Source organism: Citrobacter sp. C6_1 (genome assembly GCF_014596835.2).
GTDB lineage: Bacteria > Pseudomonadota > Gammaproteobacteria > Enterobacterales > Enterobacteriaceae > Citrobacter > Citrobacter pasteurii.
Window position 1 is genome coordinate 2,412,683 of sequence record NZ_CP115031.1, and the last position, 21,650, is coordinate 2,434,332.

Annotated in this window: 20 protein-coding genes; 16 read left to right on the top strand and 4 right to left on the bottom strand. The window is 51.8% G+C overall.

Going from position 1 to position 21,650, the window contains the following annotated elements; translation table 11 throughout:
• Positions 1-18 precede the first annotated feature (18 nt).
• A complete protein-coding gene (tus, locus tag IB196_RS11725) occupies positions 19-948 on the top strand; it encodes a DNA replication terminus site-binding protein (RefSeq protein WP_040233857.1) in 930 nt (309 codons plus the stop codon).
• On the opposite strand, the gene fumC is transcribed toward tus, so the two are convergent.
• On the bottom strand, positions 945-2,348 hold the full coding sequence (fumC, locus tag IB196_RS11730; protein WP_005121188.1) for a class II fumarate hydratase: 1,404 nt from the start codon (positions 2,346-2,348) through the stop codon (positions 945-947). The two genes, tus and fumC, sit on opposite strands and share 4 nt — an antisense overlap.
• 141 nt (positions 2,349-2,489) lie before the next feature.
• Positions 2,490-4,136, bottom strand: a complete 1,647-nt coding sequence (gene fumB, locus IB196_RS11735) for a class I fumarate hydratase (protein WP_005121189.1) — start codon at positions 4,134-4,136, stop codon at positions 2,490-2,492.
• Between the two features lie 263 nt (positions 4,137-4,399).
• Here fumB and manA point away from each other — a divergent pair, with 263 nt between their 5' ends.
• Positions 4,400-5,575, top strand: a complete 1,176-nt coding sequence (manA, locus tag IB196_RS11740) for a mannose-6-phosphate isomerase (protein WP_188232211.1) — start codon at positions 4,400-4,402, stop codon at positions 5,573-5,575.
• Between the two features lie 107 nt (positions 5,576-5,682).
• Entirely contained in the window at positions 5,683-7,191 is a 1,509-nt protein-coding gene (locus IB196_RS11745) for a YdgA family protein (RefSeq protein ID WP_005121191.1), read from the top strand.
• A 56-nt stretch (positions 7,192-7,247) separates the two neighbouring features.
• Here IB196_RS11745 and IB196_RS11750 read toward each other — a convergent pair whose 3' ends face one another.
• Positions 7,248-8,276 carry a Mal regulon transcriptional regulator MalI gene (locus IB196_RS11750; RefSeq protein ID WP_040233854.1) on the bottom strand — a complete coding sequence of 343 codons (1,029 nt, stop codon included), beginning with the start codon at positions 8,274-8,276 and terminating at the stop codon, positions 7,248-7,250.
• Positions 8,277-8,445: 169 nt separating this feature from the next.
• On the opposite strand from IB196_RS11750, the gene malX reads away from it, so the two are divergent.
• The 3 genes from malX (at position 8,446) to add (ending at position 12,323) form a co-directional block, all read left to right on the top strand.
• On the top strand, positions 8,446-10,038 hold the full coding sequence (gene malX / locus IB196_RS11755) for a maltose/glucose-specific PTS transporter subunit IIBC (RefSeq protein WP_040233853.1): 1,593 nt from the start codon (positions 8,446-8,448) through the stop codon (positions 10,036-10,038).
• A gap of 10 nt (positions 10,039-10,048) precedes the next feature.
• On the top strand, positions 10,049-11,221 hold the full coding sequence (locus IB196_RS11760; RefSeq protein WP_005121194.1) for a MalY/PatB family protein: 1,173 nt from the start codon (positions 10,049-10,051) through the stop codon (positions 11,219-11,221).
• A gap of 100 nt (positions 11,222-11,321) precedes the next feature.
• The gene (gene add, locus IB196_RS11765) at positions 11,322-12,323 is read left to right on the top strand and encodes an adenosine deaminase (RefSeq protein WP_188232210.1); all 1,002 of its coding nucleotides are present in this window, start codon (positions 11,322-11,324) and stop codon (positions 12,321-12,323) included.
• Positions 12,324-12,413: 90 nt separating this feature from the next.
• Here the strand turns inward: add and IB196_RS11770 are convergent, their stop codons facing one another.
• Positions 12,414-13,454 (bottom strand): oxidoreductase, encoded by a 1,041-nt coding sequence (locus IB196_RS11770; protein ID WP_188232209.1) that lies wholly within the window; start codon positions 13,452-13,454, stop codon positions 12,414-12,416.
• Between the two features lie 241 nt (positions 13,455-13,695).
• Between IB196_RS11770 and blr the strand changes: the two genes are divergently transcribed.
• The 10 genes from blr (at position 13,696) to nth (ending at position 21,039) form a co-directional block, all read left to right on the top strand.
• Positions 13,696-13,821, top strand: coding sequence for a division septum protein Blr (gene blr / locus IB196_RS11775; protein ID WP_040233850.1), 126 nt, complete (start codon positions 13,696-13,698; stop codon positions 13,819-13,821).
• Between the two features lie 297 nt (positions 13,822-14,118).
• Entirely contained in the window at positions 14,119-14,334 is a 216-nt protein-coding gene (ydgT, locus tag IB196_RS11780; RefSeq protein ID WP_003832804.1) for a transcription modulator YdgT, read from the top strand.
• Positions 14,335-14,425: 91 nt separating this feature from the next.
• On the top strand, positions 14,426-14,866 hold the full coding sequence (locus IB196_RS11785; protein ID WP_155021024.1) for a DUF2569 domain-containing protein: 441 nt from the start codon (positions 14,426-14,428) through the stop codon (positions 14,864-14,866).
• 76 nt (positions 14,867-14,942) lie between these two features.
• A complete protein-coding gene (rsxA, locus tag IB196_RS11790; protein ID WP_005121199.1) occupies positions 14,943-15,524 on the top strand; it encodes an electron transport complex subunit RsxA in 582 nt (193 codons plus the stop codon).
• Entirely contained in the window at positions 15,524-16,102 is a 579-nt protein-coding gene (gene rsxB, locus IB196_RS11795; RefSeq protein WP_005121200.1) for an electron transport complex subunit RsxB, read from the top strand. The genes rsxA and rsxB overlap by 1 nt, the downstream gene beginning before the upstream one ends.
• Positions 16,095-18,026 carry an electron transport complex subunit RsxC gene (rsxC, locus tag IB196_RS11800; RefSeq protein WP_182290514.1) on the top strand — a complete coding sequence of 644 codons (1,932 nt, stop codon included), beginning with the start codon at positions 16,095-16,097 and terminating at the stop codon, positions 18,024-18,026. Before rsxB ends, rsxC begins: the two co-directional genes overlap by 8 nt.
• The gene (gene rsxD / locus IB196_RS11805; protein WP_040233846.1) at positions 18,027-19,079 is read left to right on the top strand and encodes an electron transport complex subunit RsxD; all 1,053 of its coding nucleotides are present in this window, start codon (positions 18,027-18,029) and stop codon (positions 19,077-19,079) included.
• A 9-nt stretch (positions 19,080-19,088) separates the two neighbouring features.
• Positions 19,089-19,709, top strand: a complete 621-nt coding sequence (gene rsxG / locus IB196_RS11810) for an electron transport complex subunit RsxG (protein WP_188232208.1) — start codon at positions 19,089-19,091, stop codon at positions 19,707-19,709.
• Between the two features lie 2 nt (positions 19,710-19,711).
• Complete coding sequence (locus IB196_RS11815; protein WP_005121204.1) at positions 19,712-20,407, top strand: electron transport complex subunit E; 696 nt, start codon at positions 19,712-19,714, stop codon at positions 20,405-20,407.
• Positions 20,404-21,039 (top strand): endonuclease III, encoded by a 636-nt coding sequence (nth, locus tag IB196_RS11820; RefSeq protein WP_149691580.1) that lies wholly within the window; start codon positions 20,404-20,406, stop codon positions 21,037-21,039. Before IB196_RS11815 ends, nth begins: the two co-directional genes overlap by 4 nt.
• Positions 21,040-21,650 lie beyond the last annotated feature (611 nt).

Consider the following 21,650-nt stretch of genomic DNA (forward strand, 5'->3'; position numbering starts at 1 on the left):
AACTAAAATGGTAAACCTATGGCTCGCTATGATCTTGTCGAACGCTTAAACGGAACCTTTCGCCAGATGGAACAACAACTGGCACACCTCACCGGGCAATTGCAACAGCAGACGCTGCTGGTTGCTCGCGTGTTCTCTTTGCCGGAGGTGGTGAAAGAGGCAGAACACGCGCCACTGGAAACCATCGACGTTAAACAGCACCTGGGTAAAGAGGCGGAAACCCTGGCACTACGCCACTTTCGCCACCTGTTTATTCAACAGCAGTCCGAGAATCGCAGTAGCAAAGCGGCTGTCCGCCTGCCGGGGGTACTCTGCTATCAGGTGAATACCGGCACACAAGCCGTGCTGGAAGAGCAAATACAACGTATTAATCAGCTTAAAACCACCTTTGAGCGTATTGTCACCGTAGATTCTGGTCTGCCATCGGCGGCGCGTTTTGAATGGGTGCACCGCCACCTGCCGGGGCTGATTACGTTGAACGCCTATCGAACGCTAACGGTCGTCAGAGATCCGGCTACCCTGCGATTTGGCTGGGCCAACAAGCATATTATTAAGAACCTGACACGTGATGAGGTACTGCAACAACTGGAAAAGAGCCTGACATCACCGCGCAGCGTGCATCCGTGGACTCGCGAAGAGTGGCAGGCCAGGCTTGAGCGCGAATATCAGGACATTGCTGCCCTGCCACAGCAGGCAAAATTGAAGATCAAACGCCCGGTCAAAGTACAACCCATCGCTCGTGTCTGGTACAAAGGGCAGCAAAAACAGGTGCAATATGCCTGCCCGACGCCATTAATTGCGCTAATAAATAACGAAAACGGCATGACGGTGCCGGATATCGGAGGATTACTGAACTACGATGCTGATAATGTTCAGCACCGTTTTAAACCTCAGGCGCAACCGTTAAGACTGATTATCCCACGGCTGCACCTGTATGTAGCGGATTAACGACCTGGTCGCATGCTACCGACCATCAGTTCCGGGCGGACCCAACTGTCGAATTCGGCCTCGGTTAAATATCCCAGCGCCAGGGCTGACGCTTTTAAGGTCAGTCCTTCTTTATGCGCCTTTTTAGCAATCTCAGCCGCTTTATCGTAACCGATATGGGTGTTTAGCGCGGTTACCAGCATCAGTGACTCGTTGAGCAACTGATCAATGCGTTCACGATTTGGCTCGATCCCTGTCGCACAGTGTTCGTTGAAGCTTTCCATACCATCAGCCAACAGGCGAACCGATTGCAGGAAGTTGTGGATAACCATCGGGCGATAGACGTTCAGTTCAAAATTCCCTGAAGCCCCGCCAATATTAACGGCAACATCGTTACCCATGACCTGACAGCACAGCATAGTCAGGGCTTCACATTGTGTCGGGTTAACCTTACCCGGCATGATGGAACTGCCCGGTTCATTTTCAGGAATAGAAATTTCACCAATGCCGCAGCGCGGACCGGATGCCAGCCAGCGTACATCATTGGCGATTTTCATCAGCGATGCAGCCAGGCCTTTGAGCGCACCGTGGGCATGTACCAGTGCATCACAGGTGGCTAGCGCTTCGAATTTATTCGGCGCGGTAACAAAAGGTGCAGAAGTCAACGCAGCCAGTTCATCCGCAACCCGCCCGGCATACTCCGGGTGGGTGTTCAGCCCGGTCCCTACCGCCGTACCGCCCAACGCCAGTTCAGCAACGTGCGGCAGACTATGTTCAATATGCTTCAGGTTATGTTCCAGCATTGCCACCCAGCCTGAGATTTCCTGGCCCAGCGTCAGGGGCGTCGCATCCTGTAAATGGGTTCTGCCGATTTTGACAATGTCGGCGAAGGCATGCGATTTTTCACGTAACGTGGTGGTCAACACATTCAGCTGAGGGATCAGATGCTCACGCAAAGCCAACAGCGCGGCGACATGCATTGCCGTGGGAAAAACATCATTTGAACTTTGGCTTTTGTTGACGTCATCGTTCGGATGTATTTTTCGCTCCATCCCCCGCACACCACCCAACAATTCGCTGGCCCGGTTTGCCAGCACCTCATTCATATTCATATTGCTTTGCGTGCCGGAGCCAGTCTGCCAGATAGCCAGCGGAAACTCATCACGATGTTTGTCTGCCAGCACCTCGTCTGCAGCCTGCATGATGGCGGAGGCTTTCTCCGCAGCCAGCAACCCCAAATCCTGGTTAACCTTCGCAGCGGCCCGCTTAGTCAGCGCCAGCGCGTGGATCAGCGAGACCGGCATTTTCTCTGTTGAAATGCGAAAATGCTCCAGCGATCGTTGAGTTTGCGCGCCCCAGAGTTTATCGGCCGGAACATCGATCGCACCCATTGAATCATTCTCGCGGCGTACCGTTACCATTACCTGCTCCTTATATTAACGATTGATTAGGTTATGTTTCGACATTGCCCACTTGCATTGGTCTTATGAGTATTAACGAGGAAAAAACTGTCGTTTGGTGGTTCGTGCGGTAAAAAAAACCGCCCCGTAGGGCGGCTGACGTTACTTAACGCAGCGTGCGCACTGCGACGTCTGAATTTGCTGGAAGAAATCGTTCCCTTTGTCATCCACCAGGATAAACGCCGGGAAATCTTCCACTTCAATTTTCCAGATGGCTTCCATCCCCAGTTCGGGATATTCCACGCACTCCAGACTCTTGATACTGCCCTGAGCCAGCACAGCCGCTGGCCCGCCAATGCTGCCTAAGTAGAAACCGCCATGCTTATGGCAAGCGTCAGTAACCTGCTGGCTGCGGTTTCCTTTTGCCAGCATGATCATACTCCCGCCCGCGGCCTGAAGCTGATCAACATAGGAATCCATGCGACCGGCAGTGGTTGGACCAAGCGAGCCAGATGCATAACCTTCCGGCGTTTTTGCCGGTCCGGCGTAATAGATTGGGTGATCTTTAACATACTGCGGCAAACTTTCACCGTTATCCAGACGTTCTTTCAGTTTCGCATGCGCTATGTCACGTCCAACGATGATCGTACCATTCAGCGACAAGCGGGTAGAAACCGGATATTGCGACAACTGTGCCAGGATATCCTTCATCGGACGGTTCAGGTCGACGCGCACGGCTTCGCCTTCACCTGCCTGACGCAGTTCTTCCGGGATATATTTGCCAGGATTGTGTTCGAGCTTCTCAATCCAGATCCCTTCACGGTTGATCCTGGCTTTAATATTACGATCCGCTGAACAAGAAACGCCCATGCCAACCGGGCACGACGCGCCGTGACGCGGCAAGCGGATCACACGGATATCGTGCGCGAAATATTTCCCGCCAAACTGGGCACCTAAACCAAGGTTCTGCGCTTCAATCAGCAACTCTTTTTCCAGTTCAACATCACGGAATGCCTGACCGTGCTCGTTACCTTCGGTCGGCAGCTCATCGTAGTATTTCGCCGAAGCCAGTTTCACCGTTTTCAGCGTGGCTTCTGCGGACGTTCCGCCAATCACAAACGCGATGTGGTACGGTGGGCAAGCTGCGGTTCCCAGCGTACGCATCTTCTCCACCAGGTAATTTTTTAATTTGCCAGGCGTGAGCAGCGCTTTGGTTTCCTGGTACAGATAGGTTTTGTTCGCCGAACCGCCGCCTTTGGCAATACACAGGAATTTGTATTCATCGCCGTCGACGGTATACAAGTCAATCTGTGCTGGCAGATTGGTACCGGTGTTCACCTCTTTGTACATATCCAGCGCGGCGTTTTGTGAATAGCGCAGGTTATCTTCGATGTAGGTGTTATAAACCCCACGCGCCAGCGCCGCTTCGTCACCGCCGCCGGTCCAGACACGCTGTCCTTTTTTACCCACGATAATCGCCGTGCCAGTGTCCTGACATGTTGGCAGGATGCCCTTTGCCGCGATATCAGAGTTACGCAGGAATTGCAGGGCGACATATTTATCGTTTTCGCTGGCATCCGGATCACGCAGAATGTCTGCAACCTGCTGCTGATGTGCAGGTCGCAACATAAACGATGCGTCATGAAACGCCTGGCGAGCCAGCAAAGTTAAGGCCTCAGGCGCAACTTTGACAATCTCCTGCCCTTCAAATTCGGCAACGGAAACATGGTCGTTGGTCAGCAGATAGTATTCGGTATCATCCTTTTTGAGGGGAAAAGGATGCTGATAATGAAAGGGTTTGTTTGACATTGTGCTCTCACTTACTGCTCGGTCTGGTTATTCTCTGGGCAGATGTTCCATTGCCCTGCTTCCCTGCCGCAGATCGGGTTGTAGAAGGTATGGCTTTCTGCAACCAGAATTACTCAGGGTATTAAAAGCGAGTCACCATATCCTACACAATTTTTTAACAAAAACTGAGACTAGTACGACTTTTTGCACGTGCAGGTTACTTCGTCCGGGGTTTCTTGGTTTAATAGCCAGAGATTTTTCAACATTGAAACAGGGCATTGATAATGCAAAAACTGATCAACTCAGTGCAACACTACGCCTGGGGAAGTAAAACTGCGTTAACGGAACTTTATGGCATTGCCAACCCAACCCAGCAGCCAATGGCCGAACTGTGGATGGGGGCTCATCCGAAAAGCAGCTCGCAGGTTCAAGGGGCCGATGGCCAACCCGTTGCTCTGCGCGATGTTATCGAGCACGATAAATCCGCACTGTTAGGCGATGCCGTAGCAAAACGCTTTGGCGAACTGCCCTTCCTGTTTAAAGTGCTCTGCGCCGCGCAACCCCTTTCGATTCAGGTCCATCCGAACAAACACAACTCTGAGATAGGATTCGCCAAAGAAAACGCAGCCGGGATCCCAATGGATGCCGCTGAGCGTAACTACAAAGATCCGAACCACAAGCCAGAGCTGGTTTTTGCCCTGACGCCATTCCTGGCGATGAATGCGTTTCGCGAGTTCTCTGACATCGTTGCGTTGTTACAACCGGTTGCGGGCGCGCATCCTGCCATTGCTCACTTTTTGCAGGAACCCGGTGCCGAGCGCCTGAGCTACCTTTTCGCCAGCCTGTTAAATATGCAGGATCAGGAAAAATCGCATGCACTGGCAATACTGAAATCAGCCCTTAACAGCCAGCAAGGCGAACCGTGGCAGACTATTCGCCTTATCGCTGATGTCTACCCGAACGACAGCGGTCTTTTCTCCCCACTGCTGCTGAATGTGGTGAAGCTAAATCCTGGCGAAGCGATGTTCCTGTTCGCCGAAACGCCGCACGCCTATCTGCAAGGTGTGGCACTTGAGGTCATGGCAAACTCAGATAACGTGCTGCGTGCAGGGCTGACACCGAAATATATCGATATTCCGGAGCTGGTGGCCAACGTTAAATTTGTCGCAAAACCGGCGAACCAACTGTTGACCACGCCGGTCAAAACCGGTGGTGAACTCGACTTCCCGATCCCGGTTGATGATTTCGCCTTCTCCCTGCATGAACTGTCCGCCGGGGAAGCCGTAATTAGCCAGCACAGCGCGGCAATTTTGTTCTGCATAGAAGGTGAAGCGCTACTGAGCAAAGGCGATCAACGTCTGGTACTAAAACCGGGGGAATCCGTATTTATTAGTGCGAATGAATCGCCAATAAGTGTCAGCGGCGTCGGCCGTTTAGCGCGTGTTTACAACAAGCTCTAGCAAGATACTGATATTTTTAACAACTCTTGCTAAGCTAGTAGAGAGTTAAAAACATGTCACTCCTCCAGGCGTCTTCAAACGCCTGGTTTTATTTTATGGATATCGAAATGAAAAAATCGCTGGTAGCTGCGGGTGTGGTGGTTGCGCTGGGTATCGTCTGGACGGGCGGCGCATGGTACACCGGAAAGAAACTGGAAACGCATCTCGCCGAGATGGTGACGCAGGCAAATGATCAGATCAAACGCTACTCACCTGAGGCAGGAATTGAACTGAGTTATCAAAACTACCAGCGCGGCGTGTTCAATAGCCAACTGCAACTGGTAGTGAAACCCATCGCCGGACAGGAAAACGCATGGCTGAAAGCAGGCCAAACTATCGTTCTGGATGAAACGGTGGATCACGGCCCCTTCCCGTTAACCCAGCTTAAGTCATTGAACCTCATTCCTGCTATGGCTTCGGTGAGAACCACACTGGTGAATAACGATGTCACTAAGCCATTGTTTGATATAGCCAAAGGCGAGTCTCCTTTCGTCATCAACTCCCGTATTAGCTATAGTGGCGACACCCGTTCCGATCTCTCCCTCAAACCGTTGAACTACGAGAAAGGCGACGAAAAAGTGGCCTTTAGCGGTGGCGAATTCCAGTTCACCGCAGATAAAGACGGTAACGCGGTTTCCCTGACGGGCACTGCGCAAAGCGGTCAGGTTAATGCAGTCAACGAATACGATCAGAAGGTACAAATTACCTTTAATAACCTGACAACCGAAGGGTCCAGCAGCGTCGCCAGTTTTGGTGAACGCATCGGCGACCAAAAGCTGGCACTCGATAAGCTGTCGATATCGGTCGAAGGCAAAGAGCTGGCCGTGCTGGAAGGGATGGGAATTGATGGTAAATCCGATCTGATTAACAATGGAAAAACCGTGAACAGTCAGTTGGATTACACCCTGAACAGCCTTAAATTACAGGGTCAGGATTTGGGTAGCGGTAAGCTGACGCTGAAAGTGGGTCAGATTGACGGTGAAGCCCTGCATCAGTTCAGCCAGCAGTACAGTGCCCAAACCAAGGCGCTGATGTCGCAGATTGATGTCGTCCAAAACCCAGAGCTGTATCAGCAGAAAGTCACGGAAGCGTTCTTTAATGCGCTGCCTATTCTGATGAAGGGTGAACCGGTAATCACCATTGCGCCGTTAAGCTGGAAAAATGCGAAAGGCGAAACGACGTTTAACCTGTCGCTGCTGCTCAAAGATCCAACCGCGACCAAAGAAGAGCCACAAACGCTGGCTCAGGAAGTGGATCGTTCCGTCAAATCACTGGACGCGAAGCTGACTATTCCTGTGGATATGGCGACTGAGTTCATGACACAGATAGCCAAAATTGAAGGCTATCAGCAGGAGCAAGCCGCGGGTCTGGCGAAACAGCAGGTCAATGGTCTGGCTGCGATGGGGCAGATGTTCCGCATTACCACGATGCAGGACAACACCATCGGCTCCAGCCTGCAGTACACCAATGGCCAGGTAACGCTCAACGGGCAGAAAATGCCGCTGGATGAGTTTGTTGGTATGTTCGGTATGCCGACCCTTGGCGAACCGGATGTTCCGGCAGTTCCACAACAGTAATTCTTCTCTGAACCAAGCCCGATAATACCGCTTATCGGGCTTTTGATTTCGGCAAGCTACTTCTGCGTGACCAGTCGGGCGGAAAGCGTCAGATTGCGGGAATGGCTGTCATCATTACCAATGCGCTGCAGTATACGTTCAGCCAGGGTATAACCCATTTCGCGTGCCGGGGTACTGGCCCAGATAATGGGAATATCATCCAGCGCGTTTTCCGCCACATCCGCAAATCCAGCCAGTGAAACTTGCTGTTCAAAATAGCGATCGACGCCAATTTCGCCGCTCTGACGCCCCGCTCTCATCAGACCAAACCAGGCGCCAACAGCGATGGTTTCGTTGTAACACACTACGGCGCTGATCGTCGGGTTACGGCGTAACAGTGCAGTAACGGCTTCGGCAGCCTGCTTTTGACTGGATGAACACTCCAGAACCCAATCACTATGAAACGGTAAACCATATTTTAGCAGCGTCGCACAATAGCCGCCGACACGCTCTGCGCGGGTTAAAGAAGAACTCTGCCCACCCAGCCACGCGATGCGCTGGTGGCCGTGCCGAATGAGATGCTCAACCAACAATTGTGCTGCCTGCATGTTGTCGGGTCGGACCGTGTCGACGTCATCCAGGTAACTGGCTCGTGAGGCAAATACTACCGGAATCCCTTTTTCTTCAGCCAACTGTCGCAGCGCATCACTGCTGTCAGCTGCACCTGCAATGACTACGCCATCCACGCCCTGATTAAGTAGCATTGCGAAACGCTGAGCCAATTGCTCACCGTCTTTGCCGCCGTGTAAAAGAAAGACCATCCGACCCTGTGCTTCTAATGCTTCCGTCAGGCCTGCCGTCAGTTCAGCATAAAATGGCGCAGACAGATCGCGTACAATCAGCCCGACCACACCACTCTGACCGCCACGCAGCACCGATGCCTGACGATTACGTACGAACCCCAACTGCTCAATGGCAGCGTTTACCCGCTCCCCGGTTGCGGATGAGATACGCCCTTTTCCACTAAGCACCAATGAGACTGTACTGACCGAAACCCCGGCAGCCAGCGCAACATCATGGATGGTTATTTTTTTGGCTATAGCCATAAAAACAGAAAACTCCCTGATAACGTGACAGATAAAACGTTTTATCAATCGGTTATAGTTATACGCTGTATTATCATTCGATAATGTGATTTATACCGCACTAAAATTAGGTAAAACGTTTTATCTTCTCGCCATCATTAGTCACCGAGCTTTCACGAGGAGTCGTTAGATGACGACGAGAACCACACCAAAAATAACGTTATGGGAATTTTTCCAGCAGTTGGGCAAAACCTTTATGTTGCCCGTGGCTCTGCTCTCCTTCTGCGGGATCATGTTGGGGATCGGCAGTTCGTTAAGCAGTCACGATGTCTTAACGCTGATCCCCGCATTGGGTAACCCGGTGCTTCAGGCTCTTTTTACCTGGATGAGTAAAGTCGGCTCTTTCGCATTTAGTTTCTTACCCGTGATGTTCTGTATTGCTATTCCTCTCGGTCTGGCACGCGAGAACAAAGGTGTGGCGGCATTTGCTGGGTTTGTTGGCTATGCGGTCATGAACCTTGCCGTTAACTTCTGGTTGACGGCGAAAGGGATTTTACCTACCACTGATGCGGCAATCCTGAAGGCCAATAACATACAAAACATACTGGGGATCCAGTCGATCGACACCGGGATCCTCGGTGCAGTCATCGCTGGGATCATTGTCTGGATGCTGCACGAGCGCTTCCATAACATTCGCCTCCCGGATGCGTTGGCTTTCTTCGGCGGCACCCGTTTTGTCCCTATCATCTCTTCACTGGTCATGGGGCTGGTTGGATTAGTTATCCCTCTGATCTGGCCTGTATTTGCGATGGGTATTACCGGGCTCGGCAATATCATCAACAGCGCAGGTGAATTTGGTCCGATGCTGTTTGGTACCGGCGAACGTCTTCTGCTGCCTTTTGGCCTGCACCATATTCTGGTGGCCCTCATTCGCTTTACTGAAGCGGGCGGTACCCAGGAAGTGTGTGGTCATAGCGTCAGTGGCGCACTCACTATTTTCCAGGCGCAGCTGAGTTGCCCAACCACGCAAGGCTTCTCTGAAAGCGCAACACGCTTCCTGTCTCAGGGCAAAATGCCGGCATTCCTCGGCGGTTTGCCGGGTGCAGCATTAGCGATGTATCACTGTGCTCGTCCTGAGAATCGACATAAAATTAAAGGGTTATTAATTTCTGGTCTGATTGCCTGCGTCATTGGCGGTACCACCGAACCACTGGAATTCTTGTTCTTGTTTGTTGCCCCAGTTCTGTACGTGATCCACGCCTTATTGACCGGCCTCGGCTTTACCGTGATGGCGGTACTCGGTGTGACTATCGGCAACACAGACGGTAACCTGATTGACTTCGTGGTGTTCGGGATCCTGCACGGGTTGTCCACCAAGTGGTACCTGGTCCCTGTTGTCGCGGCCATCTGGTTTGCGGTGTACTACGTTATCTTCCGCTTCGCGATCACCCGCTTTAATCTGAAGACCCCGGGCCGTGATGTCGATGTTGCCAGCAATATTGAGAAAGTGATGGCAGGCACACCCGGTAAATCTGGCTACAATGTCCCGGCAATTCTGGCGGCATTGGGTGGCGCGGAGAATATCGTTAGTCTGGATAACTGCATTACGCGTTTGCGTTTGTCGGTCAAAGATATGTCACGCGTAAATGTCCAGGCACTGAAAGACAACCGGGCCATTGGCGTGGTACAGCTCAATCAACATAACCTTCAGGTCGTTATTGGCCCGCAGGTCCAGTCAGTGAAAGACGAAATCGCGGTTCTGATGAATACAGTACAGGCGTGAGGACAACAACATGTTTGATTTTTCAAAGGTTGTGAACAGGCAGGGAACATGGTGCACCCAGTGGGATTATGTCGCTGACCGTTTTGGCACTGCCGATCTGCTGCCGTTCACCATCTCTGATATGGATTTTGCTACGGCCCCTTGCATTCTGGAGGCGCTGACCCAGCGCCTGTCACACGGTGTATTAGGATACAGCCGCTGGAAAAATGACGAATTTCTGGCGGCCATTAGCCACTGGTTTCAAACTCGTCACAATACCCGGATCGATCCTCAATCGCTGGTATATGGCCCCTCCGTTATCTATATGGTCTCAGAACTCATCCGCCAGTGGTCGTCTGCGGGCGACGCGGTCGTTGTCCATACGCCAGCTTACGATGCATTCTACAAGGCCATCGAAGGCAACCAGCGCACAGTGCTTCCCGTCGGTCTGGAAAAGCGGAGCGACGGTTGGTATTGCGACATGGCAAAGCTGGAGGCCGCTCTGTCACGGCCAGAGAGTAAAATTCTTCTGCTGTGTAGCCCACAAAATCCAACGGGCAAAGTGTGGACGCACGAGGAACTGGAAACCATGGCTGACTTATGCCAGCGACATGGTGTCAACGTCATTTCCGATGAAATCCATATGGATATGGTATGGGGAGAACAGCCGCACATTCCGTGGAGTAACGTCGCGCGCGACAGCTGGGCGCTGCTCACATCCGGTTCCAAGAGTTTCAATATCCCGGCATTAACCGGCGCGTATGGGATCATCGAAGACGCCAATAGCCGCAACGATTATCTCCGTGCGCTAAAGGGACGCGACGGACTGTCGTCTCCTGCGGTGCTGGCACTCACCGCACATATTGCCGCCTATCAGCAAGGTGAGCGTTGGTTGGATGCCTTACGGGATTATCTTGCCGGCAATCTGCATTACGTTGCTGATGAACTTAATACTGCGTTCCCTGAACTTAACTGGCAGATCCCACAATCCACCTATCTGGCCTGGATAGACTTACGTCCGCTCAAGGTTGATGACCAGGCGTTACAAAATGCGCTTATCCATCAGCAAAAAGTGGCGATCATGCCGGGATCGACTTACGGAGAGGAAGGGTACGGTTTTGTGCGCCTGAATACCGGATGTCCCCGTTCAAAACTTGAGAAAGGCGTTCAGGGATTAATTAACGCCCTGCGCTCTCTGCGCTAACTAAAGTTGCGCAATGAAATTAATCATTGCGCAACATAGATTTTTATCCCGATTTATTCTTATAATACGGCGCACTTTACCTAAAAACATGAGTGCGACCATGATTGATACTTCCCTTCCTTTAACCGACGTCCATCGCCACCTTGATGGGAACATCCGTGCCCAAACGATCCTGGATCTTGGTCGTCAGTTTAATTTAACGCTTCCTGCTCAAACAATTGAAACGCTGATCCCTCACGTGCAGGTAACGTCAACTGAACCTGATTTGGTCAGTTTTTTGTCAAAGCTTGACTGGGGTGTCAAAGTGCTGGCATCGCTGGATGCCTGCCGTCGCGTCGCATTTGAGAATATTGAGGATGCCGCACGTAATGGTCTGCATTACGTTGAACTACGCTTTTCTCCAGGCTACATGGCTATGGCGCATCAACTCCCCGTTGCAGGTGTGGTTGAAGCCGTTATTGCAGGCGTACGCGAAGGCTGTAAGACTTTCGGCGTTGAAGCCCGTTTAATTGGAATCATGAGCCGTACTTTCGGCGAAGCTGCCTGTCTGCAGGAACTGGATGCACTGTTAGCGCACCGTGATCACATCACAGCACTGGATTTAGCCGGCGATGAACTCGGTTTCCCAGGCAGTTTGTTCCTGTCCCATTTCAACCGTGCACGCGACGCTGGCTGGCATATCACAGTTCATGCAGGTGAAGCGGCAGGTCCGGAAAGCATCTGGCAAGCGATCAGAGAACTGGGAGCAGAGCGTATTGGCCACGGCGTAAAAGCCGTCGAAGATCGCGCCCTGATGGATTTTCTCGCCGAGCAGCGTATCGGCATTGAATCCTGCCTGACATCGAATATTCAAACCAGTACCGTCGCCTCACTGACGATGCATCCGCTGAAAACGTTCCTTGAGCATGGTGTGCTGGCGAGTCTGAATACGGACGATCCGGCGGTTCAGGGCGTGGATATTATTCACGAGTACACCGTAGCCGCCCCGGCTGCAGGATTGACGCGTGAACAGATTCGCCAGGCGCAAATAAATGGCCTGGAAATGGCGTTCCTGAGCAATGAAGAGAAACAAGCACTGCGTGAGAAAGTCGCCGCAGCGTAATGGCTTTATTGCCGGATGGCGCTAACGCTTATCTGGCCGACATTGCATTGTTGGCCAGATAAGATGCCTCGACATCCGGCATTGACATTATCAGGCAAGGCACAGCGTCGATCGGTGTTTCGCCGATTCAATGCCCAGCTCAATCAGTTCCATGATTTGAATGGCTTGTCTGGCTGGAACCGGGTTCTCGCCGTTACCATTCAGCGCATCACGGATACCCGCATAGTAAGCCGGATAATTGCCTGGAACGGTTAACCAGGTTTCTTCCACCTGCTCATCACCTTCAATGCGTGTCAGTACACCATCACGCATGTCATAACCCCAGTCTTCCTGCGGCAGGCGCTCACCATTTTTAAGACGTTCCTCTTGTGGGTCCAGACCATACTTCACATAGCTGCCACGCGATCCATGAACGATATAACGAGCAGACTCTGCGGCTGCCAGCATCGTTCCGTGCAGAATCACGCGACGCTGCGGATACGTCAGGATGGCATGGAAGTAATCTGTCGACTGCGCCCCCGGGCGGAGCTGCGCCAGATCGACTGTCAGGCTCACGGGCAAGCCAAACAGGTTAATTGCCTGATCTAAAAGATGCGGCCCTAAGTCATACCAGATACCACTCCCCGGGCCACCCTGTTCACGCCAGCGGTCACGGACCTGCGGGCGGAAGCGATCGAAATGAGATTCAAAATAAGCCACCTCACCCAACGCGCCATCAGCCAGCAAGGCTTTCAGCGTCAGAAAATCGCTGTCCCAGCGACGGTTATGGAAGACAGAAAGCAGGCGCCCTACGCTTCTGGCCAGCGCATCCAGTTCGCGTGCTTGTGACAGTGTCACAGTGAAAGGCTTATCAACAACCACATGCTTACCTGCTTCCAGCGCCGCTTTCGCCAGCGGGAAGTGTGTATCATTGGGTGTAGGGATCACAATCAGGTCGATACTCGAATCGTTAAACAGGTGTTTAGGCTCAGTAACAACCGCCACCGAAGGCCAGTCCGCCTTCACTTTTGTTTCATCACTACTGGACACCGCTACCAGTTCCAGACCCGGAGTGCCCACGATCAGGGGGGCATGGAAAGTTTTACTGGCATAACCGTAACCGATTAGCCCAACGCGGATGTTGTCACTCATGTTTTTGCCTCTCAATTCAGATCTGGCCTATTTCACACCATAGATAGTAGCGCCACAATAGTTTAATAACCTTTGCGCTACAAAGGTTGTTGCTTAACTTAAGTCAAACATATGCCACTTAGAGTTAACTTGCCGCGAAAAAGTCATCGAAATCGTTCCCAATGCTCTTGCTGTATTATTTATTGATAAGTAACATTTGCTACCTGTGTTTATGGATAAATCAAAGCAAATGTCGTCAGTAATGAATCGTCTTATTGAGTTAACAGGTTGGATTGTTCTCGTGGTCTCCGTGATCCTGTTGGGTGTTGCCAATCATATTGACAACTACCAACCACCGGAACCCGTCGCTGCAGTACAGAAAAAATAAATATACGCAGCCCGTTATAGCCTGGCAGTTAACTCCGCGATAGTTGCTGGGTAGGGCTGTAAAAGATCAATTTTTGTCAAAAAAAAGCGAATTATGCCGCATCCCGCTCCAGCGCGTATTGCCTGCGATCGTGAAGCGCGTTACCCTTTCCGCAGGCGAGAATAGCGCCAGGTTTCCCACAGGGTTGAAAACTCTTCTTACATTTGCGCGCAAATTCGCGTTTACCTGTACAACGTTGGTTGTTTTTTAATATTTACTACTCCGTTAGTATTATTTTATTAATATGGATTGCCTTTTATGACTGTTCAGGATTACTTATTAAAATTCCGCAAAATCAGTTCGCTAGAAAGTCTGGAAAAATTGTTCGATCATCTTAACTACACACTTACTGACGATAGCGACATTATCAATATGTATCGCGCTGCAGACCACCGCCGTGCTGAGCTCATTTCGGGAGGCCGCCTGTTCGATGTCGGTCAGGTGCCCAAGTCCGTCTGGCATTACGTGCAATAAACAAGAAAGTAGCGCCTGGCGTTAAAAGCTTTATAATAATTGCCCCAAAATGAACGGCATGTCTGTTCGCGCGTGTAAACCTGGAGATGAAATGACTACAACACCGGCACAACGTATCGGAGGCTGGCTACTCGGGCCATTGGCCTGGCTGTTAGTCGCGTTGTTAAGTGCTTCGCTGGCGTTACTGCTGTATGTCACTGCGTTGGCCACACCGCAGACATTCCACACGCTGAGCGAGCAAAGTACGACGAATTTGCTGCTATGGGGCGTCTCCTTTATTACCGCTATCGCCATGTGGTACTACACGCTGTGGCTGACCATCGCGTTTTTCAAACGCAGAGCCTGTGTGCCAAAACACTATATTGTATGGCTGCTGATCTCGGTGTTACTGGCAATTAAAGCGTTTGCATTCTCACCTGTTCCGGATGCGTTTGCCGTGCGTCAACTGCTGTTCCCTTTGTTGGCGGCTGCGCTGTTGGTACCCTATTTCAAACGCTCGCAACGCGTTAAGACGACGTTTGTGAATCCGTAATAACCCTACAGTTAACCTGTTGTCGCCTGTTGTAGATTGTCAGATAATAGGCGGCTTTTTTATTTCAGGCCGAAAAATGACTGATTACCTGCTGCTGTTTGTCGGAACTGTACTGGTCAATAACTTTGTACTGGTCAAGTTTCTGGGCTTATGCCCCTTTATGGGCGTTTCCAAAAAACTGGAAACCGCAATGGGTATGGGCCTCGCCACGACCTTTGTAATGACGCTGGCATCCATTTGCGCATGGCTGATTGACACCTGGATCCTCATCCCGCTCGATCTCATCTACCTGCGCACGCTGGCCTTCATTCTGGTCATCGCCGTGGTGGTGCAATTTACCGAGATGGTTGTACGCAAAACCAGCCCTGCGCTGTATCGCCTGCTGGGGATCTTCTTACCGCTGATCACCACTAACTGTGCGGTATTAGGTGTAGCGTTGCTGAACATCAACCTCGGGCATAATTTTTTACAGTCGGCGCTGTACGGTTTTTCTGCCGCCGTCGGCTTCTCACTGGTGATGGTTCTGTTCGCCGCAATTCGCGAACGCCTCGCCGTGGCAGACGTTCCTGCCCCGTTCCGCGGTAATGCAATTGCGCTGATTACCGCTGGTTTAATGTCTTTGGCCTTTATGGGCTTTAGTGGTTTGGTGAAGTTGTAATGAATGCTATCTGGATTGCCGTTGCCGCAGTGAGTCTGCTGGGTCTGGCATTCGGCGCTATTTTGGGTTATGCCTCTCGTCGATTTGCCGTCGAGGATGATCCAGTCGTGGAGAAAATTGATGAAATTCTCCCGCAAAGCCAGTGTGGGCAGTGCGGTTATCCGGGCTGCCGTCCTTATGCTGAAGCTATTGGCTGTCAGGGCGAAAAAATCAACCGATGCGCCCCTGGTGGCGAAGCGGTGATGCTAAAAATTGCGACCCTGTTGAACGTCGATCCGCAACCTATTGATGGTGATGAGCAGGACGCTACCCCCGTTCGTATGCTGGCGGTGATTGATGAAAATAACTGTATCGGCTGCACAAAATGCATTCAGGCCTGCCCGGTCGATGCCATCGTGGGCGCTACGCGTGCCATGCACACGGTGATGAGCGATCTGTGCACCGGATGCAATTTGTGCGTTGATCCGTGCCCGACCCAATGTATCGAATTACGCCCGGTAGCCGAGACACCTGACAGCTGGAAGTGGGATTTAAACACTATTCCTGTGCGCATCATTCCTGTGGAACAACATGCTTAAGTTATTCTCCGCATTCAGAAAAAATAAAATCTGGGACTTTGATGGCGGCATTCACCCACCTGAAATGAAAACCCAGTCTAACGGGACACCGCTGCGGCAGGTTCCGCTGGCTCCGCGCTTTATTATTCCGTTGAAGCAGCATATTGGCGCTGAAGGTGAACTGTGTGTCAATGTGGGCGACACCGTGCTGCGTGGTCAGGCGCTAACCCGTGGGCGCGGCAGAATGTTGCCCGTACACGCCCCGACCTCCGGCACCGTTGTTGCCATTGCCCCGCACTCTACCGCGCATCCTTCGGCTTTAGCTGAACTTAGCGTCATCATTGATGCGGACGGCGAAGATCGCTGGATTGAGCGTGACGGCTGGGCAAATTATCGTGCCCGCAGCCGCGAGGAGCTCATAGCCCGTATTCACCAATTCGGTGTTGCAGGACTCGGCGGCGCAGGTTTTCCAACTGGCGTCAAATTGCAGGGTGGCGGTGATAAAATTGAAACACTGATCATCAACGCCGCTGAATGTGAACCCTACATCACCGCCGATGACCGCTTAATGCAAGATTGCGCGGCCCAGGTGGTCGAAGGTATCCGCATACTTGCACATATTCTTCAACCGCGCGAAGTCCTGCTGGGTATTGAAGATAACAAACCGCAGGCTATCTCCATGCTGCGCGCAGTGTTGGCTGATTCTCACGATATCAGCTTACGAGTCATCCCCACGAAATACCCGTCAGGCGGCGCCAAACAACTTACGCAAATCCTGACCGGCAAGCAGGTTCCTCACGGTGGACGTTCCTCCGATATCGGGGTGCTGATGCAAAACGTGGGGACTGCCTATGCTGTCAAGCGGGCCGTTATTGATGGCGAGCCAATCACCGAGCGTGTGGTCACGTTAACGGGCGAAGCAGTCAGCCGCCCGGGCAACGTTTGGGCGCGATTGGGTACACCTGTTCGTCACCTGCTCAACGATGCAGGTTTCTGTCCTGCTACTGACCAGATGGTGATCATGGGCGGTCCGCTGATGGGCTTTACCCTGCCCTGGCTGGATGTCCCTATTGTGAAGATCAGCAACTGCCTGCTTGCGCCCTCTGCCAGTGAAATGGGGGAACCGCAGGAAGAAAAAGGCTGTATTCGCTGTAGCGCCTGTGCCGATGCCTGCCCTGCCGATCTTCTGCCGCAACAACTTTACTGGTTCAGTAAAGGCCAACAGCATGATAAAGCGACAACCCACAACATTGCTGACTGCATTGAATGCGGCGCATGTGCATGGGTATGCCCAAGCAATATTCCTCTGGTGCAGTACTTCCGCCAGGAAAAGGCTGAGATTTATGCCATCAGTCAGGAAGAAAAACGCGCTGCAGAAGCAAAAGCCCGTTTTGAGGCCCGACAAGCCCGACTGGAGCGTGAAAAAGCGGCACGTCTTGAACGGCATAAAAGCGCAGTTGTACAGCCTGCAGCGAAAGATCATGATGCCATCGCCGCCGCGCTGGCTCGCGTGAAAGAGAAACAGGCCCAGGCTATGCAGCCGGTTGTAATCCAGGCGGGTGAACAACCTGACAACAGCGCAGTGATTGCCGCACGTGAAGCGCGAAAAGCGCAGGCTCGCGCCGCACGCAGTGAAAATTCGTCAAAAGATGAAGGCAGCAGCGCGGGTACGGATCCACGCAAAGCCGCCGTCGAAGCCGCTATTGCCCGCGCCAAAGCCCGCAAGCTTGAGCAGCAACCAGCGACGGAAACAGCCGAGCCGGTTGACTCGCGCAAAGTCGCCGTCGAAGCCGCTATTGCCCGCGCCAAAGCCCGCAAGCTTGAGCAACAAGCCACCACGGAATCTGTCGAACCGGTTGATCCGCGCAAAGCTGCCGTTGCGGCCGCTATTGCACGCGCTCAGGCCAAGAAAGCCGCACAGCAGCAGGTTGTAAACGAGGAATAAATGGTATTCAGAATAGCTAGCTCCCCTTATACCCATAACCAGCGCCAAACATCGCGTATCATGATGCTGGTTCTGATTGCTGCATTGCCAGGGATTGCCGCTCAATGGTGGTTCTTCGGCTGGGGTACATTGTTCCAGATAGCGCTGGCATCGGTCAGCGCCATCGCCGCCGAAGCGGGCGTGCTTAAACTACGTAAACAGCCCGTTGCCGCGATCCTGAAAGACAACTCCGCCCTGCTTACAGGGTTGCTGCTTGCCGTCAGTATTCCCCCCCTGGCTCCGTGGTGGATGGTGATCCTGGGTACCGTCTTCGCCGTTATCATTGCCAAGCAGCTGTATGGCGGTCTTGGTCAGAATCCATTTAATCCGGCAATGATTGGTTATGTTGTTCTGTTGATCTCATTCCCGGTGCAGATGACAAGCTGGCTGCCACCGCATGAAATTGCCGCTACGGTGCCCGGATTTTTTGATGCTTTAAACGTTATCTTTACCGGACATACCGCTGGCGGCGGTGATATGAACACGCTCCGTATAGGGATCGACGGCATCAGTCAGGCTACTCCGCTGGACACCTTTAAGACCTCCCTGCACGCGGGACATACTGTTGAACAGGTGATGCAGTATCCGATTTACAGCGGCATGCTCGCGGGCGCAGGTTGGCAGTGGGTTAACCTTGCCTGGCTGGCGGGCGGCATCGTGTTGTTATGGCAAAAAGCGATTCGTTGGCACATCCCGGTTAGTTTTCTGCTGTCGCTTGCCGTTTGTTCAACGTTAGGCTGGTTTTTCTCTCCAGCGTCGCTGGCATCACCGCAGCTGCATCTGCTTTCCGGTGCCACCATGCTGGGTGCATTCTTTATTCTTACCGACCCCGTTACGGCCTCGACAACCAACCGTGGTCGCCTGATTTTTGGCGCACTTGCGGGTCTGTTGGTCTGGCTGATTCGTAGTTTTGGTGGATATCCTGATGGCGTGGCCTTTGCCGTGTTACTGGCGAATATCACCGTTCCACTGATTGATTATTACACCCGTCCTCGTGTGTACGGACATCGCTAAGGACAACGTATGCTGAAAACGATTCGTAAACACGGTATCACTCTGGCACTGTTTGCCGCGGGCTCTACAGGGTTAACGGCGGCGATTAATCAGTTAACCAAGTCTACCATTGATGAACAAGCGGCCCTGCAGCAAAAGGCGTTGTTTGATCAGGTACTGCCTGGCGATCGCTACAATAACAATCTGCCAGAAAGTTGCTATCTGGTGAATGCTCAGGCATTAGGTAAAGGTACACATCGTGTCTATATTGCTCGCCAGGACGACCGTCCGGTTGCGGCAATCCTGGAGGCCACGGCCCCCGATGGTTATTCCGGGGCGATTCAACTGCTGGTCGGTGTCGATTTTACCGGTACTGTGCTGGGTACGCGGGTGACGGAACATCACGAAACACCAGGACTCGGTGATAAAATTGAGTTACGTCTGTCTGACTGGATCACCCATTTTAGCGGCAAAACAATTAATGCAGAGAATGACCCTCACTGGGCGGTGAAAAAAGATGGCGGCGATTTTGATCAGTTCACCGGCGCGACCATTACTCCCCGGGCAGTGGTTAATGCAGTGAAACGTGCAGGCCTGTTTGCGCAGACGCTGCCTGCGCAAATTCCTCAACTTAGCGCCTGTGGAGAATAACCATGAGCGAAATTAAAGACGTTATTGTTCAGGGGCTTTGGAAAAATAACTCCGCGCTTGTGCAGTTACTCGGGATGTGTCCGCTGTTGGCCGTTACCTCTACCGCCACTAACGCGCTGGGGCTGGGACTCGCGACGACGCTCGTCCTGACGTTGACCAACCTGACGATTTCAGCGCTGCGCCGCTGGACACCGCCCGAAATCCGTATTCCCATTTATGTCATGATCATCGCCTCCGTGGTGAGTGCGGTGCAGATGCTGATCAATGCCTACGCCTTTGGCCTGTATCAATCACTGGGTATCTTTATCCCCTTGATTGTGACCAACTGCATTGTCGTGGGCCGTGCTGAGGCCTTCGCCGCCAAAAAAGGCCCTGCATTATCTGCACTCGATGGTTTTTCCATCGGCATGGGGGCGACCGGCGCCATGTTTGTTCTCGGATCGCTGCGTGAAATAATTGGTAACGGTACACTATTTGATGGCGCAGACGGTTTGTTGGGTAGCTGGGCCAAAGTATTGCGTGTTGAGATTTTCCATACTGATACGCCGTTTCTGCTGGCCATGCTGCCACCAGGCGCGTTTATTGGTCTGGGCTTAATGCTGGCTGTTAAGTATCTGATTGATGAGAAAATGAAGAAACGCCGTGCCGAGGCGGCTGTCGCGGACAGTCCGGCTGGTGAAACAGGGAATGTGTCATGAATAAAGCAAAACGGCTGGAAATCCTCACACGCCTGCGTGATAACAATCCGCATCCGACAACCGAGCTTAATTTTACATCGCCTTTCGAACTGCTGATTTCTGTCTTGCTTTCCGCTCAGGCCACCGATGTCAGCGTCAATAAAGCAACGGCTAAGCTTTACCCCGTCGCTAATACGCCCGCCGCGATGCTGGAACTCGGCGTCGAAGGTGTTAAGTCATACATCAAGACAATCGGTTTGTTTAACAGCAAAGCGGAGAACGTGATTAAAACCTGCCGCATTTTACTGGAACAGCACAATGGCGAAGTTCCGGAAGACAGGACTGCATTAGAAGCCCTGCCCGGCGTTGGGCGCAAGACGGCGAATGTGGTGTTGAATACTGCCTTTGGCTGGCCGACCATTGCTGTAGATACCCATATTTTCCGGGTATGTAATCGTACACAATTTGCCCCAGGTAAAAACGTCGAGCAGGTAGAAGAAAAGCTACTGAAAGTCGTCCCCAGTGAATTTAAAGTCGATTGCCATCACTGGTTGATTCTTCATGGTCGCTACACCTGCATAGCCAGAAAGCCACGTTGTGGTTCCTGTATCATCGAAGATCTCTGCGAATTCAAAGAGAAAGTTGATATCTGATGCTGCCGGGGCATCCTCTTTGCCCCTCGCATACATAGCGATTAGTTATGCACTCCCTCGCGATAGTTTTCCCGACAATGATGCCATCCAATTACCCATCTCTAATGTAATATTCTTGTGAATTAGCACCTGAGCAGGTTAATCGTTTTTTTAGTAATAGAAATTTCTATCTATACGTGATCAAGATCACCCAGCCAACACAATGTTAAACAATATTTATTTTTTAGTTAATATGACAATCATATGACCTAATTGAGCAGTTTCTAAACAAAACATTACACTAGCTATTTTTCAGATAATGGCCTATATCACTGGATTCAACCGCAAATAGCAGAACATATCGCCACATTGCAGTTTTTACCGTAATTAAACAGTGTAAAAACCTGCCATTTTCTAAATGAAGAAATTTAACGCTGGATAACATTTCTATGCCCCGACGATTTCACCAGTCATGATATATGTAACAGATTATTACAAACCACTTGTCTGAATGGTCAAGATAGTGAACATTACTTGCCGTTTCCCCTCCCACTATAACAATCGGACGGATGAACTTGACTCATCACGTACCTGAACACCCCCGTTGATATGGGATGTAAAAAAAGAGGTAA